The sequence below is a fragment of the Micrococcus sp. HG099 genome (assembly GCF_024723355.1).
Classification (GTDB): domain Bacteria; phylum Actinomycetota; class Actinomycetes; order Actinomycetales; family Micrococcaceae; genus Micrococcus; species Micrococcus endophyticus.
This window is the reverse complement of the sequence record NZ_JANQCJ010000206.1, coordinates 1-2,469: the sequence shown is the minus strand read 5'-3', so window position 1 is coordinate 2,469 and position 2,469 is coordinate 1. Positions and strand designations below refer to the sequence as shown.

1 protein-coding gene and 1 pseudogene are annotated in these 2,469 nt (G+C 78.1%); one reads left to right on the top strand and one right to left on the bottom strand.

Annotation, left to right across the window (positions count from 1 at the left end; genetic code table 11):
- Nucleotides 1-1,089, top strand: a pseudogene (locus tag NWP10_RS11560) (hypothetical protein); the annotation flags it as partial.
- A 6-nt stretch (nucleotides 1,090-1,095) separates the two neighbouring features.
- On the opposite strand, the gene NWP10_RS11555 reads toward NWP10_RS11560, so the two are convergent.
- Nucleotides 1,096-2,469: glycosyltransferase family 4 protein (locus NWP10_RS11555; RefSeq protein WP_258301001.1), on the bottom strand; the 1,374-nt coding region annotated here is incomplete at its 5' end.

The following is a 2,469-nucleotide window of genomic DNA, read 5'->3' as shown; positions in this document are numbered from 1 at the left end:
GCGCGCGCCGCCGACCCCGCCGCGCCGGCACCGGGCCCCGCACCGCAGCCGGACCGGGTGCGCGTGGGCGCCGAGCCGCGCCGCGTCGTCGTCGCCGGCCACGACCTGAAGTTCGCCGGCGCGCTCGTGGGGCACCTACGCGAGCAGGGCCATGAGGTGCGCATCGACGAGTGGCGCGGCCACGCCCGCCACGACGCCGAGCGCAGCCGCGCGCTGGCCGACTGGGCCGACGTCGTGCACTGCGAATGGAGCCTGGGCAACCTGGCCTGGTACTCCCGGCACCTCGACGCCCCGGAGTGGACCGTCCGGCTGACGAGCCGGCTCCACCTGCAGGAGGCCGGCACACCGTTCCCCCGCCGCGTGCGCCAGGACGCCCTGGACGCGTGGCTCTTCGTGGCCGAGCACGTGCGGGCCCAGGTGCTGCGGGACACCCGGTTCCCCGCCGAGCGCAGCCACTGGGTGCCCAACGCCGTCGCGGTGTCCGACGCCCTCCCCGAGGGCGGGGGCGACCGCCGCTTCGTGCTGGGCCTGGTCGGCGTGCTGCCTGAGCGCAAGGGCCTGCACCGGGCGCTGGACCTGCTCGCCGCGCTGCGCCGCGACGAGCCGCGGTTCACCCTGCGCATCCGCGGCCACCGCCCGGACGCGGTGGGCTGGATGGCCGACCGGCCCGCGGCCGCCGCGTACTACGGCGAGCAGCTGCGCCGGCTCCGTGAGGACCCGCTGCTGGCCGGCGCCGTCCGCTGGGACCCGCACGGCCTGGACATGGGCGCCTGGTACGCCGGGGTGGGTGTCGCGCTCTCGGTCTCCGACTTCGAGTCCTTCCACTTCACCCTCCCGGACGGCGCGGTGCACGGCTGCCTGCCCCGGTCCCTCGCGTGGGCGGGCGCGGACCTGCTCTACCCCCGCGACTGGCTGCACCCGGACGTCGACGCGCTGGCCCGCTCGATCCGGTCGGCCACCGCCGACGCGCGGGCCTGGCGCGCGGCCGCCGCCGAAGCCCGGGCCACGGTGGTCGCCGCCTACGCCGAGGAGCTCGTGGTCCCCCGCCTGGCGGACCTCGTCCTTGGGGTCGGCGACGTCCACCGCTGACCCGGGTCAGCGCGGGCTCACGCCCAGCCGGGCGTACAGGTCCCGATAGCGCCGCGCGTTCCCCGCCCAGGTGCGGGTGGCCAGCGCCCACTGCCGGCCCGCCGCCCCGAGCCGCTCCCGCTCGGCGGGGTCGGCCGCGAGCCGCTCGAGCGCCTCCGCCAGCGCCGCGGGGTCCTCGGCCGGTACGAGCAGGCCGGTCCGGCCGTCCTCGACGAGCTCGGCGAGCGCGGGCAGGTCCGAGGCCACGACGGGCCGGCCCACGGCGGAGGCCTCCACGGTCTTCATGGGGGTCACGGAGCGGGTCACGGGCAGGTCGCGCCGCGGCACCGTGAAGACGTCGAGGGCCGCCTGGTGCAGGATCGCCTCGGAGCGCGCCACGCGGCCCGGGAAGGAGCAGCGGTCCTCGATGCCCAGCCGCCGGGCGAGCGCCACGAGGCCCGGGCGGGCCACGCCGTCGCCGGCGATGTGCACGCGCAGCTCCGGCCGGCGCGGGGCCAGCAGCGCAGCCGCGTGCAGCAGCGTGTCCAGGCCTTCGTAGTCCACGAGGCTGGAGACGGTGCCCATGACGAACGCGTCCGCGGGGTGGGGCCAGTCCAGCGCGGCGCGGGCGGCCTCGCGCGTGGGCGGCTCGGCGACGAACGTCTCCCCCACCGCGTTCGGGCACAGGACGACCGCCTCGGGGTCCACCCCGGCGGCCACGAGCCGCTCCCGCATGCCCTCGCCGAGGGTCACGACGCCGTCGGCGCCGCGGGCCGCCTGCGTCTCGCGTTCCTGGAAGAGGCGGTAGCGCTCGGAGGCGAGCGCCTCCGGGCCGCGCACGGCCGCCCACGTGTCCGCCAGCTGTCCGCGCACCTCGTAGACCCACGGGATGCCGAAGGCGCGGGCGACGGCCTCGACCGCCACGGCGTTGACGAAGTGGGTGGTCGTGTGGAGCAGGGCGGGCCGTGTGGCCCTCACGTGCTCGGCCAGCAGCTCGGCGTGCTGCTGGAGCCGGGCGGCCTGGCCCTGGGCCAGGCGCGCCGGCAGCAGCCGGTGGTAGTCGATCCCGTCGACGACGTCGCGCCCGGCCGCCCAGGGCACACCGATCTGTACGGGGTAGCCGGGGCGGGTGACCGCCGCGACGTCGAAGCCCTCCGCGCGCAGCGAGGCCAGGATCGAGTGGCTGCGCTGGGCGTAGCCCGAGCCGGTGTGCGGAAGGGAGTTCGTGAGCACGTGGAGCACCCGGCCCGGCTCGGGGGCGTAGCCGGCCTCCCGCGGCAGGGCGGGGGCGACGCCCCGGAAGGCATCCCGCTCCCCCGCCATGCGCCGGGCCAGGTGCCGATTGCGCGGGTGCCGGGCCGCCAGCTCGGCCGCGCCCTCGAGGTCGCCGCGGTGCGCGGC